Source organism: Metallumcola ferriviriculae (assembly GCF_035573695.1).
GTDB classification, from domain to species: domain Bacteria; phylum Bacillota; class JADQBR01; order JADQBR01; family JADQBR01; genus Metallumcola; species Metallumcola ferriviriculae.
In genome coordinates this window covers 3,626,040-3,639,755 of the sequence record NZ_CP121694.1, presented here as the reverse complement: position 1 = coordinate 3,639,755, position 13,716 = coordinate 3,626,040, and the positions used below count along the sequence as shown (strand labels likewise).

Sequence of the window (13,716 nt, the reverse complement as noted above, 5' to 3'; positions counted from 1 at the left end):
GTTTTACTTAATAAGGGTGTGGTAGAAATTATGAAAAATATTCGGTATATATTTGCACTTAGCATTATAATTATTGTCTACATAATTTTACTAACTTTTTTTTATAACAATTACGAAAACACGGTTGAGATCATTGAATCCGAGTATGGTGCAAAGCATAAGCTGGTGGAGGAGAGTGTATATAATACCATTAAATATGCTGATACAATTCTTGGAATAACTGAACAGCAACTAAACGTTGAAATGCAAAAGAAGTCTCTGATTCTTTTAAATAAATATTCTGAAGAACCAGATGTAATGACCTGGGATTTACAGGCGTTGAAAAATGAAATTCCTGACTGTGACATTTACATTATTAATGAAGATCTTAAAGTAGTCAGGACGACATTTGCAGATGACCTGGGATTAGACTTCAAAGAATTTCCTACTTTTTCCAAACTTCTCGATAGCCGATTACAGGGTAACTCTTTTGTAGCGGACCGGCTGGATATTTCCACTAACACGGGCAAATTAATGAAATATAGCTATACTCCTACACCAGATCACAAGTACATTTTGGAATTAAGCATTAATATAGAAGAAAGATTTCCAGTTTTAACCAATGCAGACATTTTTGCAGTGGCAGAGCAGTCAACGATGCAATACCCGTCTGTAGAAAACGTTGCCATTTATAAAACTAACTTTGGGAGAAAGAGCATCTTAAAAATATCAAAATCTAAGCCTTACTACAACGTAGTTATGGATAATAATAAGTTGGCACAAATTCAAAAGGCCCTAAAATCTGACGAGGTCCAGTTAGATAATCTAATAGATAAGTCATCGGGGAATTCATTTACTCATAAGTACATTCCATATGTTGTGAATACAAGAGATGGGGAGTACAGTTGGTGGAACTCTTATGTTATTGAAGTAGTTTATAACAATCTGGGTTTTAATGAGCTGAATAATCAGAAGACTGTCTTTTGGAAGAATATAGGACTGGTAACGCTGGTTTATTTGACATTTGCTCTTTTAATACTTTACTTGCTTCTTAAATCCGAACATATGGCATACCATGATCCGCTTACCAACCTACCGAATAGAAAGTTATTTGAAAGGTCTATAAACCAGGCAATAGTGGATGCTGAAAAAAACAAGCTTAAATTAGCCGTGTTGTTTCTTGACCTTGACAATTTTAAGAAAATTAATGACACATATGGTCACGAGGTAGGGGACAGCGTACTAAAGGAAGTTACTTCAAGGTTAAGGACGAATTTAAGGGAAAGTGATATCGTATCAAGATTGGGCGGGGATGAATTTACCATCTTGCTCTCTGATATCAAGTCCGAGGACAATTCTATCGAAGTAGCCAACAAAATAAATAGTCTTTTCCAAGCTCCAATAAAAACGGGCGATAACCATGAATTTCAGATAGAGTTTAGCATTGGAATAAGTTGTTATCCTAAAGACGGTGATAAATCGGAAAGCTTAATGAAGAAAGCTGACATGGCTATGTATCATGCCAAGAGTCAACAACTGGAATATTCAATGTACTATGATCAGTTAAAGAGGTAGGTTAAAAAGGAATACTGATTCAAACAGTTAAGTTGCCACTTAGCTGTTCTTTTTTTACGGAAGATATTGCTGCTATGAATAGCAGCAATTGGTATTGGCATTAGTTTTGCATAATTAATAATCCTAGGAGGCGAAGTTAAATGACAAATAAATATTACGAAACTGCTCAAACTGACTTGGATTTTTTCTTCAAGCCGCAGTCTATTGCCATTATTGGGGCTTCTGGCGATGCAAAGAAACCTGGTGGCAGACCGATAGAAGGCCTTCTCACTAAAGGATATGCAGGTAAAATATTCCCCGTAAATCCTCGCTACGAAAGAATTGCAGGTCTTAAATGCTATCCTTCCGTGATTGATATATCCGAACCAGTGGACCTGGCCATTATTAGTGTTCCAGCAAAACTAGTTTTGGATATGTTTCGCGATTGTGTCAAAAAGAAAGTGAAGGCGGTAATTATCTTTAGTTCTGGCTTTGCGGAAACGGGTGAAGAAGGAAATAGATTGCAGCAGGAAATAACGGATCTGGCTAGACAGCATAGTATCAGGGTATTGGGGCCCAATTGCTTGGGGATAATCAATATTCCTGGTTCCGTGATGGCTTCCTTCGGTACCATAGTAAATTTAGACCCTGTTTTACCTACTTCGCTGGGGTTTGTTACCCAAAGTGGTGCTTATGGAGTGATGGTTTACGCCCGTGCCCTGCAGCAGGGGGTTGGTTTTAGCAGCTTTGTCAGTGTTGGTAATGAAGCCGATCTTGAGTTCTCGGACTTCATCGGTTATCTATTGGAAGACCCAAATACCAAGCTAATTGGTGGCTATATGGAAGGCGCCAAAAATGGAAGTAAGCTGAGAAAAGTTGCTGAAAGGGCAGCAGAACTGCAAAAGCCCATACTATTGATAAAAGTGGGACGTAGTAGTGCGGGCTCCAGGGCTGCTTCATCCCATACAGGTTCGTTGGCCGGTGATGATTTAGTTTATGAGGCCTTCTTTAGGCAGATGGGAATTATTCGTATCGAGACCCTGGATGAATTAACATCCTTTGCAATTCTGCACCGCAGCGCCAGAAAAGCCGCGGGTAGAAATGTTGCGATTCTTTCTGCTTCCGGCGGCGGTGGAGTAGTATTGGCGGATAAGTGTGAAGGCGTTGGGTTGAATGTACCGGAACTAACAGGGGATACTAAGTGTCGCTTAGAGCAAGTACTACCTTCGTTTGGTTCCGCAAGGAATCCCATTGACCCTACCGGGCAGATACTTACAGAGCCCACGTTGATGGCTAAGTGCATGGAGGTAATACTTAAGGACGATAACATTGATATGGTAATTTTAAATGTTGGCTTAAATCATGAAGGGGCTGACGTGATGGTTGAAGGGATGATTGAACAGTACAATGCTTCCGATAAACCCATCGTCTTTGTCACCACCGATACTACAGAGGATCCTGAAAGTGAGAAGTTAGTTAATAAAATCCAAAATACAGGGATTCCTCTGATGTTTGAAGGATACCATGCGGTGGATGCCATGGAAAAGCTAGTGTGGTATCAGGAAAGGGCAGCAAAAATTGTCCAAAAAGATAAACAGGTTGACAAAAGCAGCGAGGCACAGCTTCCCGTGAAAACGAAACAACTGCTAAAAAATAGCAAAAACCTGACAGAATACCAATGCAAACAGCTTCTGAAAGCGTACGGACTGCCCATAACCCAGGAAGGATTGGCTACCTCGGCTGAAATGGCTATCGGTATAGCGGCGGATATTGGTTATCCAGTGGTGATGAAGATACAGTCACCGGAAATTCTCCACAAAACAGAAGCTAAAGGTATTAAACTAAATTTAGCATCTGCCAAGGAAGTTAAAGACGCTTACCATGACATAATTAGCAATGCGAAAAATTATGACCCCCAAGCGGAGATCCACGGAGTGCTGGTACAAGAAATGGTCGGCGGTGGGGTTGAAGTAATTGTGGGCAGCAGTAGAGATCCCGTATTTGGCAATGCGATTATTTTTGGTTTAGGTGGTATCTTTGTTGAAGCTTTAAAAGATGTTGCTCTAAGAATTGCGCCTATTACGAGAGTGGATGTTGAAGAGATGATTAAAGAAATCAAAGGTTACGCTGTACTCGAAGGGTTAAGAGGTAGACCAGCAGCTAACCTCGAGGCAATTACTGATGTAATTTTAAAGATTTCCCGGTTCGTAATTGAATATGATATCAAGGAGCTTGACATTAACCCGCTGATAGTTACCGATAAAGGGGCAAAAATTGTGGACGCTTTAATAATTAGAAATTAGTAGGGTGATAATGAAGTCGCAGTTACTACAAACGGGACATCTTCGGACGGGGAGAGAACCAATCGAAAGGGATTATCTGGCTTGGATCGGTACTTGGTATGAACCTAAATTAATTAACAAGGTGCTGTCTTACTTTAGTGGACAACACCTTGTTTATTTCTACCTTACTGCAATTTTTGTTGGGCCTGCTGGATTTGCTGCGCCTGCTGCTGTAATTGTGTGTTTGCTTGCTGCAGCTGTTGTTGGGCTTGCTGTAACTTTTGCTGAAGCTGCTGTTGACCCTGTTGACCTTGCTGACCCTGTTGCTGGCTGGCCAATTGTCCTATTTCTTGCATATATTGCTGGCTCTGCTGCAACGCATTTTGAACCTGCTGGTTGGCTTTTTTAATTTTATCCACGACGGACACCTCCTCCATTTGCCTTTTTATTTCTTGCTACATTAGATAGCTTTTGTTGGCAAGGTACCTTTTATAAGAGGGAACTTTAGGATGTTTTTAAAAATTATGGTAATATGAAATTTAAAAGGCATCATTTGTCTAGTTGCTTGTCACCATCACTTTTGTTCCTACTGGAATGTAGTCATATATCTCCTCAATATCGCGATTTCTAAGGATGATACCCTTTGAGTCTCTACTTACTTTTTTGCCAAGTGTTGATTCTCCATGAATTAGAAAATTGCTGGGTTTGGCGACCAATGCTTTTGCCGTGGTTCTATCGCGGCGCCGCACAAACAGGATACGAGAACCTAAATTTCGGTTGATAATTGGAAGTGTTATTGTTTTTTCCTTTATGTAATATTCCCCTTGACGCAGCTGCGTTTCAAAATTAGCCTTAAAGGTTTTAATTGCAATATTTCCATCAGATAAAGTAAGGGTATTTTGAAGCATTGATATTATAAGCATAGGCTCCTTAAGCGGCTTGGGCATTTCGATTTCAGCTAAAGCTGAGATAATTGTTTTATCTCCAGAGGGGGAAGTAATATTACAATCCGGCGCCACTACATGGCTAAATCGGCCCGGATAAAGTGATAGGATAAAAAGAAGCAGAGATGTAGCTAGGAGAAAACTGATTATTCTAAGTATACTTGGCACTTTAAATAGATATATTCTCATGGACCGGCCCTCCAAGGTGACAGCCTGTTTTTAATAATATATACAGAAGTTAGCATATATCATGCAATTTTTCAGCATTTAAAATCACAAAAAGAATAATATTCTAATGAGCTTATTTTTATGGAGGTTATGAATGATAAACTTTATTAATAACAGAAGGATGCCTGCGGTTTTGCTAGTGCTGGCATTTCTCATGGTTATGGGTTCATTCAACTTTATATTAAAAAAACATGGGTCTGATAACATATCTGTTAAGGCACATCCTTACGGCAATCAAGTCAAAGGAGAATTAGTGTGGGAAAACCGTCTAAAATTTCAACAGCTGCTTGATAAGTATGATACTCATGTCAGGATGGCAGCTTTTGAAACTACCCTTCCAGATCCGTTACCAGGGGAAGAGGCTAATGTGGCTCATGCGGCCGACCTATTGGCCGGGACAATACTTTCACCCGGAAAGGTTTTCTCTATGAACCTGGCGCTAGGCCCCTATTCCAGGCAGCGGGGTTTTCAGGATGGACCGGCATATGTGGGAAGCCAAGTGACAAAAACAGTTGGCGGCGGGGTGTGTAAAATTGCATCCACTCTCTATAATGTTGCCATCCTGGCTAATTTAAAGATCATCGAGCGTCACTCCCACGGCATGCAGGTACCCTACGTTCCGCCTGGGCAAGATGCTACTGTTTCCTTCGGAAGCAAGGACCTGAAATTCAAAAATCATACTGAGCAGCCAATTGTAATATGGGCTGATACCAATGGAAATACGCTCTATATTGCATTATACGGACGAATTAAACCTCCTCAAGTAACTTGGCATCATAAGGTAATCAATAGGCAGGAAAAGCAGACGGTCTACCGTTATGACAGCACATTGGCACCGAGCCAGGAAGAAGTGGTCATACCCGGCGCAGACGGTCTGGCGGTAAAGTCATGGTTAAAAATTATCTACCCCGACCACACTGTGGAAGAAAAAGCATTGGGTGTGGATTATTACCGGCCCATGGCAAAAGTGGTGAAAAAGGCCCCCCCACAATAAACTTTTAGGGATTGATCAGAAGTGTATGCGTTTATTTTAGCCATACTGGGAGCCATATGTTGGGGAATAGCCCCGATGTTTGGGAAAGTAGGATTAAAAGGTATTCATCCCCTGGATGGGCTGGCAGCAAGGACCGTTGTTACGGTGATTTTAGTGGGGGGCTGGGCTTTATCCCATGGTACTGCCGCGCGAATAACGTCAGTGCCCCTCCGGGGTTGGCTTTTTTTGGCGGCTGAAGCTTTTTTTGCTACCTTCGCCGGCGATTTAGCATATTATGCAGCAATAAAATCGGGACAGGTAGGACCAACGGTATTGGTGCTGTCTGCCTCGCCGCTAATAACTCTTTGGATGGGCTGGCAGTTTATGGGTGAGACGCTATCTGCACTTAAGCTGTTAGGAGCGGGGTTTTTAATAGTCGGGGTAATCCTGATTGGCGTGGCTTCTACCACATAAATCCTAATACCAAAGAATTGCACCTGCAAAAGCACTGCCGTAATTGCAGGTTACATTATGCTGGACAGCTGCGACTTTAATCTCCTTCAATAGAATTTCTCTTTTTTCAAAGGCCTCTTTAACCATTCCTTTAATATGTTCCGTAATTTCTTCCTTTGTACAAGTACCGGAACATTCCATAATGACTCCAAAAGTATTCCCCTCCGGAAGTCCTACGGCTACTGCAGCTGAAATGGTTTCACCCTTGTTCGCACTGGTATAGGTACCGTAAGCTATTGGGACAAGGGAACCGGGGGGGATGTATAAGTCCTCATGGTAGTCGGTAGTTGGGGGAAGTATACTTGATACCTTTAATAGATTAAGATTGCCTGCACCGGCATTTAATAGCGCGGCATCAAATGCAGTCAAAGCAGACATTCCTGTACCCTCCCCTGCAACTAGGGTAAACTTTGTTGGTGTTGGTAGCATATAAAAAATCCTCCTCGCACATTTGATTCATTTTTAGGCGTTTGCAAAACGCCGCAACCCTTGCAAATTCTATCTTTTTTCTTGCTTAGTTATATAGAACTCCTCACTTGTCTTGTGTAAAATATAGTTAACAGGCAATATCTACATTCAACAAGAAAGGAGATCTATTCTGTGAAATTTAAACAATTATCCCTATCTGATATTTATGACGGTTGTCTTGATTTCGTTGATAAGGATAAACCTCGGTTTCTAGCGCTTCTTGAAGAGCATATTCAACTTTCAGAGTATATTTCGCTGAGTTTCTATCAGGCTTTTTACAAGCACTTTGGTCGCAAACGAAAATTTAAGCTTGAGTCTTTTCTTTATGCACTCATCATTCAGAGAATCTTTTCTATTCCTACAGATGCGCTTCTGATTATTTTTTTGAATTTTTCCAAGGAAATCCGTGAATTCTGTGGTTTTTCTAAAGTACCTGATGCATCAAAATTTACACGATTTAAGCAAGATTTTTCTAAACATCTTCAAACACTTTTTGATAACCTTGTTGATCAAACTGAACCTATTTGTGAGCAAATTAACTCAGAACTTGCTTCATATCTCGTCTTTGATACCTCTGGCGTTGAAGCTTACGTTACTGAGAATAATCCTAAGTTTATCAATCGCTTAATCAAGCAGCTTAAGTCTCAATACAAAGGCAACTCTTCTGTTGACCCATACAAAATGGCATACGGCATTATGCCTTCCTGCGCATCATCAAATCCAAATGTCAAACAGCTTTACATCAATGGCCATTTTTGCTATGTCTATAAATTTGGTATGCTCACAAATGGCCTTGGTATAGTCAGAAATATTTCCTTTTTTGATGAAGACTTTATAAATGCACACCCTGAAATCCCAATAGAGAAAAAGTCTGATTCCCCTGATGAAGATAAATCCTTATCCGATTCTAAAGCACTTAAACCTGTTCTGCGCGACTTTTTTAAAACACATACTCATTTTAAACCCAGCACGTTTATTGGCGATGCTGCTTTTGATACAAACGATTCCTATAACTTTTTATTGAAGGATTGTCACTTTTTAAAAACAGTCATTCCTCTGAACGAACGAGGTTCTAAGAACCTCCCTGAACCCGGGTTCAACGAATCTGGACAACCTCTGTGTCCGTTAGATTCTTCTTTACCCATGAAATATGAAGGTAAAGCGCCCTTAAGGAGTGGCGTTGTTAGAGATAAATGGGTTTGCCCAAAAATGAAGTGGAAAGGTTCTAAACGCATTACTTTATGTGAACATCCTTGCTCCGACTCTCCTTCTGGTAGAATGTTTTATACCTATCCTGAAAAAGACTTAAGACTTTATCCTGGCATTATTAGAGACACCCCTGAATGGATTGATATCTACAAAAATCGTTGCGTTATTGAGCAAACCATTCAACACTTTAAATCCAATTTTGGCGTCGCCAACAGAAAAACTACAAATGCTTTAACCATTAAGGCTGACTTACTCCTTGCAGGAATTACTCAACTGCTTACCGTTATTCTTGCAGACAAACTCCATAAACACGAACTCATCAGAAGCCTTAAACCTCTTTTGGCTTAGCAAATCCTTTATACTTGCTCTTTCAACCCGCAAAATACTTGCGGTTATTTGTGCCGAATTTTTTCTGTCCAACCTCTGCTTAAAATTTTCTGTCCTCTTTATTAAACTTTCTGATTAGCTGCCTACGTTAAATTTTGAATTTCGCAATTACCTATTGATTCATTTTAGGCGTTTGCAAAACGCCGCAACCCTTGCAAATTCTATCTTTTTTCTTGCTTAGTTATATAGAACTCCTCACTTGTCTTGTGTAAAATATAGTTAACAGGCAATATCTACATTCAACAAGAAAGGAGATCTATTCTGTGAAATTTAAACAATTATCCCTATCTGATATTTATGACGGTTGTCTTGATTTCGTTGATAAGGATAAACCTCGGTTTCTAGCGCTTCTTGAAGAGCATATTCAACTTTCAGAGTATATTTCGCTGAGTTTCTATCAGGCTTTTTACAAGCACTTTGGTCGCAAACGAAAATTTAAGCTTGAGTCTTTTCTTTATGCACTCATCATTCAGAGAATCTTTTCTATTCCTACAGATGCGCTTCTGATTATTTTTTTGAATTTTTCCAAGGAAATCCGTGAATTCTGTGGTTTTTCTAAAGTACCTGATGCATCAAAATTTACACGATTTAAGCAAGATTTTTCTAAACATCTTCAAACACTTTTTGATAACCTTGTTGATCAAACTGAACCTATTTGTGAGCAAATTAACTCAGAACTTGCTTCATATCTCGTCTTTGATACCTCTGGCGTTGAAGCTTACGTTACTGAGAATAATCCTAAGTTTATCAATCGCTTAATCAAGCAGCTTAAGTCTCAATACAAAGGCAACTCTTCTGTTGACCCATACAAAATGGCATACGGCATTATGCCTTCCTGCGCATCATCAAATCCAAATGTCAAACAGCTTTACATCAATGGCCATTTTTGCTATGTCTATAAATTTGGTATGCTCACAAATGGCCTTGGTATAGTCAGAAATATTTCCTTTTTTGATGAAGACTTTATAAATGCACACCCTGAAATCCCAATAGAGAAAAAGTCTGATTCCCCTGATGAAGATAAATCCTTATCCGATTCTAAAGCACTTAAACCTGTTCTGCGCGACTTTTTTAAAACACATACTCATTTTAAACCCAGCACGTTTATTGGCGATGCTGCTTTTGATACAAACGATTCCTATAACTTTTTATTGAAGGATTGTCACTTTTTAAAAACAGTCATTCCTCTGAACGAACGAGGTTCTAAGAACCTCCCTGAACCCGGGTTCAACGAATCTGGACAACCTCTGTGTCCGTTAGATTCTTCTTTACCCATGAAATATGAAGGTAAAGCGCCCTTAAGGAGTGGCGTTGTTAGAGATAAATGGGTTTGCCCAAAAATGAAGTGGAAAGGTTCTAAACGCATTACTTTATGTGAACATCCTTGCTCCGACTCTCCTTCTGGTAGAATGTTTTATACCTATCCTGAAAAAGACTTAAGACTTTATCCTGGCATTATTAGAGACACCCCTGAATGGATTGATATCTACAAAAATCGTTGCGTTATTGAGCAAACCATTCAACACTTTAAATCCAATTTTGGCGTCGCCAACAGAAAAACTACAAATGCTTTAACCATTAAGGCTGACTTACTCCTTGCAGGAATTACTCAACTGCTTACCGTTATTCTTGCAGACAAACTCCATAAACACGAACTCATCAGAAGCCTTAAACCTCTTTTGGCTTAGCAAATCCTTTATACTTGCTCTTTCAACCCGCAAAATACTTGCGGTTATTTGTGCCGAATTTTTTCTGTCCAACCTCTGCTTAAAATTTTCTGTCCTCTTTATTAAACTTTCTGATTAGCTGCCTACGTTAAATTTTGAATTTCGCAATTACCTATTGATTCATTTCAGAAATAAAATATGCAGTTGCTGAGGAGATGTGATTACCCAAACCCTTGGAATTAAATGTTTTTTCCATTAATCAGACAGAAATTTCCTGGATGATTATCTACCAATAAAAGAGGGATATTATTCTTTTTCGCGAATTGAACTAGAGGTTCTGTTAGTGAAGCAGAATTTTTTAAAAGGCAGGTTATTCTTATACTCAATGAAATTGGGTATAAAGGATATAAAAATATCACAATTTAAAGGAGGGTTTTAAGAAGTGAAAAAATCATTAATTGTTTTAACTGTATTATTGTTGGCTCTTTCCTTAGCTTTAGCTGGTTGTGCCAGCGACGGCAAGCAGGCTGAAGGTGAAAAACCCGCAGATGATGGACAAAAGGCAAAACCTGTTGAGTGGGTAGCTAATTCCGTATGGCCGCCTAATAACCATCAAAGCGTTGCTCTGCAGGCATTTGCGGATAAGGTAAAAGAAGCTACTGACGGACAGGTGACCTTATCAGTTAAGACTGGTGGAGCACTAGGCTACAAAGGTCCGGAATTATTAAAAGTTGTTCGTGACGGACTGGTGCCGGTTTCTGATATGCTTACCAGTGGTGTTGCAGGTGATGAACCGCTGTTTGGTGTAGTAACCCTGCCATTCTTGGTACAGAACCATGAAGAAGCAAAGTTGTTAAATGAGATTGCACGCCCATATTTTGATAAAGTTGCCGAAGAGAAGTGGGGACAAAAAATTCTTTATGTTTCTCCATGGCCGGCAGCAGGATTTTGGACAAAAAATGAAGTAAAATCTTTGGCGGACATGGAAGGTCTGAAAATGCGGACATATGATAAGAACGGTGCTCTTGTGGTTGAAGCAGCAGACGGTACCCCGTACCCACTGCCCTTTAGTGAGGTATACTCCTCTCTGGCTACCGGTGTGATTGACTCAGTTTTGACATCTACTCCTACTGCAGTAGATGCTAAGTTCTGGGAAGTTCTTGATTATTATGTACCTGTAAGTGTTACCCAGGCTACTGACCTTGTAACAGTTAACTTGGATGAGTTCAATAAGCTCGATGCTGAAACTCAAGAAAAGTTAATTAACGCTGGTAAGGAAATGGAAGCTAAAGCATGGGAAGATGTTGCTAAACTTGATGCAGAAAAAGAAGCGTTAGTTAACGAAAAGGGTATCACCACGCTTAAGCCCAGCCAGGAGTTCTTGGATGAATTGTCCACAGTGACAGAGCAAATTCGCCAAGATTGGTTAAAGGATGCCCCGCCGGAGGCGCAAGAAATCGTGGCTAAGTTCAAAGAAGAGGTTGGCCGCTAAAGAATAATTCAGGTAAAGATGCAACCGGCAGCTTATAATTTTTGTCGGTTGCTTTCTTTTTATCAAGTTTTCATTTATCTCGGAAGGGGAGGGAAGCATGGAAAAACTTGTCCGACTAATTGACCGCATTTCCGAAATATTTGGCAGAATCGCAGGCATTATGATGTTAATCGGTGTAGCTTTGGTGCTATCAGAGGTTGTTATTCGTACCTTTTTCGATAAAACCCTTTATGTTACTGAAGAATATACCGGGTACCTGATGGTAGCCATTACCTTTCTCGGCCTGGCCTATACTTTAAAAGAAAAAGGCCACATCCGTATGGTTTTTCTGCATAAATCACTTAAAGGTAAGGCAAAGATTCTCCTCGAGCTTTACGCATTTATAATAGGATTAACCGTGTTTGCCATTATCACTTATACCAGCGGCAGTTTCTTTTGGGATTCCGTGGTTTCAGGCAGTCGTTCGATGCAGATTTCAGAAACATATCTTGCCATTCCACAAGCAGTCATGCCTTTAGGTTCTTTTCTGGTTGCACTTCAATTTATAGCTGAAATATTAAGGTCAATAATTAAACTTAAAACTGGTGAAATAGAGGTGGAAGAAGTGGAATCAGAGGCATTAGGTCGTTGAATAAGTTTTAATAGTTATCATTTGGGGGGATGTTTGCCTTGAGTTCATTTACTGTTTCTTGGACTTTATTAGCTCTTCTTGTTATATTTTTGGGCAGTTCTGTGTGGGTTGGTGTATCGCTATTCCTAGTAGGTATAGCGGGTTTTTCTCTTTTTACCACGGCCCCGCCTTTTTCTATCCTATCGAATATCTTGTGGAATAATACCAGCAGTTCGACAATGATGGCACTGCCGTTGTTTATCTTAATGGGTGAAATTTTGTTTCGTAGTAAGATATCTGAAAACCTGTTTAAGGGGTTATCCCCTTGGATGGATTTTTTACCGGGACGCTTAATTCATGTAAATATCGTGGCTTGTACCTTGTTTGCGGCTGTCAGTGGATCATCCGCTGCTACTACAGCCACTGTGGGAAGAATTACCTTGCCGGAACTTTACAAGCGTAAATATGATAAGTCTCTTGTTATCGGGTCCTTGGCCGGAGCCGGCACCTTAGGGTTTCTGATACCACCTAGTATGGTGATGCTGGTTTACGGTATTGTTGCAGAGGTTAGTATCGGCAAATTATTTATTGCCGGGATCATTCCTGGTATCATTATTGCTATTGCTTTCGGGGGCTACACTATGGTGCGTTGTGCTATTAACCCCGACCTGGCGCCGCTCGGCGATACAAGATCGACTTGGAGTGAACGATTTAGGACACTGCCCTTATTATTTCCGGTAATTACCTTAATCGGTATGGTGTTAGGCAGTATTTATGCAGGTTGGGCCACCCCCACTGAAGCGGCTTCTGTCGGAGTTCTTGGTGCTTTGTTTTTTGCGGGAATTTCACGCAGTATGGATAAGGAGACATTTTGGGAAGCGGTTCTGGGTGCTGTTAAGACAAGTGCCATGATTATGCTGATCGTAGTAGGTGCTTCATATCTATCTGTTGCAGTAGGTTACTTGGGTATTCCTTCAAAACTGACGGCATTTATAGGAACACTTGATCTTTCCAACTACCAACTAATGATTATCTTATCTATAATGTATTTAATTTTGGGCTGTCTGCTGGATGGCTTTTCTATGATTGTTATGAGTTTGCCGTTAGCGTTACCGTTAATTCAGGCAGCGGGATTTGATCCCCTTTGGTTTGGTATCTATTTGGTAATCATGATTGAGGTTGCTCAGATAACGCCTCCGGTTGGGTTTAACCTATTTGTCATTAATGGTCTTGTTGACGAAGATATTTTTAAAATAGCACTTTATGCACTGCCTTCCTTTGTAATTTTGCTAGCGGTGGTAGCTCTTGTTACTGTATATCCCAAGCTGGTACTCATTTTGCCAAACTTGATGGTCAGATAAGGGACGAAAAAGGGTACGTTTTAGGGGGGCGCCCCCGTATGTTTATTCT

The 13,716-nt window shown here is 40.2% G+C and carries 12 protein-coding genes; 9 read left to right on the top strand and 3 right to left on the bottom strand.

Annotation, left to right across the window (positions count from 1 at the left end):
* The first annotated feature begins 30 nt into the window (after positions 1–30).
* The gene (locus MFMK1_RS17970; protein WP_366923050.1) at positions 31–1,554 is read left to right on the top strand and encodes a diguanylate cyclase domain-containing protein; all 1,524 of its coding nucleotides are present in this window, start codon (positions 31–33) and stop codon (positions 1,552–1,554) included.
* A gap of 140 nt (positions 1,555–1,694) precedes the next feature.
* The gene (locus MFMK1_RS17965) at positions 1,695–3,836 is read left to right on the top strand and encodes an acetate--CoA ligase family protein (RefSeq protein WP_366923049.1); all 2,142 of its coding nucleotides are present in this window, start codon (positions 1,695–1,697) and stop codon (positions 3,834–3,836) included.
* A gap of 164 nt (positions 3,837–4,000) precedes the next feature.
* Here MFMK1_RS17965 and MFMK1_RS17960 read toward each other — a convergent pair whose 3' ends face one another.
* Positions 4,001–4,234: a hypothetical protein gene (locus tag MFMK1_RS17960; protein ID WP_366923048.1), complete on the bottom strand. Its 234-nt coding sequence runs from the start codon at positions 4,232–4,234 to the stop codon at positions 4,001–4,003.
* A gap of 138 nt (positions 4,235–4,372) precedes the next feature.
* A complete protein-coding gene (locus tag MFMK1_RS17955) occupies positions 4,373–4,948 on the bottom strand; it encodes a L,D-transpeptidase (protein ID WP_366923047.1) in 576 nt (191 codons plus the stop codon).
* Positions 4,949–5,081: 133 nt separating this feature from the next.
* Between MFMK1_RS17955 and MFMK1_RS17950 the strand changes: the two genes are divergently transcribed.
* Positions 5,082–5,981, top strand: coding sequence for a VanW family protein (locus tag MFMK1_RS17950; protein ID WP_366923046.1), 900 nt, complete (start codon positions 5,082–5,084; stop codon positions 5,979–5,981).
* A gap of 75 nt (positions 5,982–6,056) precedes the next feature.
* The gene (locus MFMK1_RS17945; RefSeq protein WP_366923045.1) at positions 6,057–6,434 is read left to right on the top strand and encodes an EamA family transporter; all 378 of its coding nucleotides are present in this window, start codon (positions 6,057–6,059) and stop codon (positions 6,432–6,434) included.
* A gap of 3 nt (positions 6,435–6,437) precedes the next feature.
* Here the strand turns inward: MFMK1_RS17945 and MFMK1_RS17940 are convergent, their stop codons facing one another.
* Complete coding sequence (locus tag MFMK1_RS17940) at positions 6,438–6,902, bottom strand: pyruvoyl-dependent arginine decarboxylase (protein WP_366923044.1); 465 nt, start codon at positions 6,900–6,902, stop codon at positions 6,438–6,440.
* A 162-nt stretch (positions 6,903–7,064) separates the two neighbouring features.
* Between MFMK1_RS17940 and MFMK1_RS17935 the strand changes: the two genes are divergently transcribed.
* The 5 genes from MFMK1_RS17935 (at position 7,065) to MFMK1_RS17915 (ending at position 13,667) form a co-directional block, all read left to right on the top strand.
* On the top strand, positions 7,065–8,498 hold the full coding sequence (locus MFMK1_RS17935) for a transposase (protein ID WP_428846297.1): 1,434 nt from the start codon (positions 7,065–7,067) through the stop codon (positions 8,496–8,498).
* Between the two features lie 293 nt (positions 8,499–8,791).
* Positions 8,792–10,225 (top strand): transposase, encoded by a 1,434-nt coding sequence (locus MFMK1_RS17930; protein WP_428846297.1) that lies wholly within the window; start codon positions 8,792–8,794, stop codon positions 10,223–10,225.
* Positions 10,226–10,646: 421 nt separating this feature from the next.
* The gene (locus MFMK1_RS17925) at positions 10,647–11,696 is read left to right on the top strand and encodes a TRAP transporter substrate-binding protein (protein ID WP_366923043.1); all 1,050 of its coding nucleotides are present in this window, start codon (positions 10,647–10,649) and stop codon (positions 11,694–11,696) included.
* Positions 11,697–11,793: 97 nt separating this feature from the next.
* Positions 11,794–12,327 carry a TRAP transporter small permease subunit gene (locus tag MFMK1_RS17920; RefSeq protein WP_366923042.1) on the top strand — a complete coding sequence of 178 codons (534 nt, stop codon included), beginning with the start codon at positions 11,794–11,796 and terminating at the stop codon, positions 12,325–12,327.
* A gap of 38 nt (positions 12,328–12,365) precedes the next feature.
* Positions 12,366–13,667 carry a TRAP transporter large permease gene (locus MFMK1_RS17915; protein WP_366923041.1) on the top strand — a complete coding sequence of 434 codons (1,302 nt, stop codon included), beginning with the start codon at positions 12,366–12,368 and terminating at the stop codon, positions 13,665–13,667.
* Positions 13,668–13,716 lie beyond the last annotated feature (49 nt).

Excerpts from the sequence above, each read along its gene's own strand:
- MFMK1_RS17970 (WP_366923050.1), top strand. The coding sequence starts at position 31 with ATGAAAAATATTCGGTATATATTTGCACTTAGCATTATAATTATTGTC.
- MFMK1_RS17940 (WP_366923044.1), bottom strand. The coding sequence starts at position 6,902 with ATGCTACCAACACCAACAAAGTTTACCCTAGTTGCAGGGGAGGGTACA.
- MFMK1_RS17920 (WP_366923042.1), top strand. The coding sequence starts at position 11,794 with ATGGAAAAACTTGTCCGACTAATTGACCGCATTTCCGAAATATTTGGC.
- MFMK1_RS17945 (WP_366923045.1), top strand. The coding sequence starts at position 6,057 with ATGTTTGGGAAAGTAGGATTAAAAGGTATTCATCCCCTGGATGGGCTG.
- MFMK1_RS17965 (WP_366923049.1), top strand. The coding sequence starts at position 1,695 with ATGACAAATAAATATTACGAAACTGCTCAAACTGACTTGGATTTTTTC.
- MFMK1_RS17950 (WP_366923046.1), top strand. The coding sequence starts at position 5,082 with ATGATAAACTTTATTAATAACAGAAGGATGCCTGCGGTTTTGCTAGTG.
- MFMK1_RS17955 (WP_366923047.1), bottom strand. The coding sequence starts at position 4,948 with ATGAGAATATATCTATTTAAAGTGCCAAGTATACTTAGAATAATCAGT.